The following is a 1413-nucleotide window of genomic DNA, read 5'->3' as shown; positions in this document are numbered from 1 at the left end:
CAATGCAGTGTGAATGATGAGGTGAGAGTATTCAGTGTAAAAAGCAACAATAGATGATATTGTTTTGTATCAATTGCTTTTTTGCTATACTGAATCAATACTGATATTTTGAGGAGAAGATTAAAATGACCCGTAAATCAATCGCGATTGATATGGATGAAGTATTGGCAGATACATTAGGAGAAATCATTGATGCTGTCAATTTTAGAGCGGATTTAGGTATTAAAATGGAAGCTTTGAATGGTCAAAAACTTAAACATGTTATTCCTGAACATGATGGATTAATTACAGAAGTATTGAGAGAACCAGGCTTCTTCAGACATCTTAAAGTGATGCCACATGCACAAGAAGTTGTGAAAAAATTAACTGAACATTATGATGTATATATTGCTACAGCAGCAATGGATGTACCAACATCATTTAGTGATAAATATGAATGGTTACTAGAGTTCTTTCCATTTTTAGATCCTCAGCATTTTGTTTTTTGTGGTAGAAAAAACATCGTTAAAGCTGATTATTTAATAGATGACAATCCTAGACAGCTTGAAATTTTTACTGGTACACCGATTATGTTTACAGCAGTGCATAATATTAATGATGATCGATTTGAACGCGTAAATAGCTGGAAAGATGTAGAACAGTATTTTTTAGATAATATTGAGAAATAAAATATATCACTTGAAAAATTTCATGTAGAAAAGATGATGGATAGGCTATAAAGTAATTGTGACTGAGATGAACTTTTATGTCTTAGACACTACAACACTATATTGGCAGTAGTTGACTGCGGGGCCCCAACATAGAGAAATTGGATTCCCAATTTCTACAGACAATGCAAGTTGGCGGGGCCCCAACATAGAGAAATTGGAACGCCAATTTCTACAGACAATGCAAGTTGGGGTGGGCCCCAACATAAAGAAATACTTTTTCTTTAGAAATTAGTATTTCTTATGGGAGTGGGACATAAATCAATGTTCTATGCTCTACGAAGTTATATTGGCAGTAGTTGACTGAACGAAAATGCGCTTGTAACAAGCTTTTTTCAATTCTAGTCAACCTTGCCGGCGGGGCCCCAACACAGAGAAATTGGATTCCCAATTTCTACAGACAATGCAAGTTGGGGTGGGACGACGAAATAAATTTTGCGAAAATATCATTTCTGTCCCACTCCCTCCTATTTTTAAGTACACATTAGCTTTGACTAATGATAAAGAATCGCTACATAATCAATCATTAGTCGTTCTTTATCATTTCCGTCCCGCTCTCAATAAATGTTAGTCTATCTCATTATTATAAATCGGATGAATGTGTTAATCTATGGCAGATTACACGTCATCCGATTTTTTATAGAATTTGAAAAAGACGCATAAACCACTATGATTTAAAATACAACATCAATCATTTTAGTGGCAT

Annotated in this window: 1 protein-coding gene; it reads left to right on the top strand. The window is 34.5% G+C overall.

Annotation, left to right across the window (positions count from 1 at the left end; genetic code table 11):
• Nucleotides 1-125: 125 nt before the first annotated feature.
• Nucleotides 126-668 (top strand): 5' nucleotidase, NT5C type, encoded by a 543-nt coding sequence (locus IDG60_RS14085; protein WP_000197262.1) that lies wholly within the window; start codon nt 126-128, stop codon nt 666-668.
• Nucleotides 669-1413: the final 745 nt, after the last annotated feature.

The organism is Staphylococcus sp. EG-SA-2, from assembly GCF_017152085.1.
Note: the sequence above shows the minus strand (reverse complement) of the source record. Positions and strands in the feature narration are given on the sequence as shown.